This is a genomic window from Staphylococcus canis (genome assembly GCF_016238445.1).
Taxonomy (GTDB): Bacteria; Bacillota; Bacilli; order Staphylococcales; family Staphylococcaceae; genus Staphylococcus; species Staphylococcus canis.
Map to the genome: position 1 here is coordinate 1 of NZ_JABANU010000076.1, position 331 is coordinate 331.

Sequence of the window (331 nt, forward strand, 5' to 3'; positions counted from 1 at the left end):
CATAGCTACCATTGTCTCCTACTGTGCCTGTCGCTGTTGTACCATCCGGGAACGTAATCGTTACCGTACTTCCTGGTTCTCCTGTTCCTGTGATTGACGTTGCGTCTGACGTTACTTCGTTCACCGTCGGTGCTTCTGGTGCTGTTGTATCCGTCACTGTTGTTGACGTACTTGTTGATTCATTGCCTGACGCGTCTGTTGTTATCACTTGTAACGTTTCTCCGCCTTTAAGGTCAATGTTTCCTGGAATCGCAACTTCGTAGTTTCCATCTTCCGCTACTGTTCCTGTCGCTGTTGTGCCGTCTGGGAACGTAATTGTCACTGTACTTCC

General features: G+C 48.6%; 1 protein-coding gene. It reads right to left on the bottom strand.

Annotated elements, in window-relative coordinates; all coding sequences use genetic code 11:
• Window positions 1–331 (bottom strand): Ig-like domain-containing protein (locus HHH54_RS10975; protein ID WP_232796335.1); only part of this gene is annotated, 331 nt, incomplete at both ends.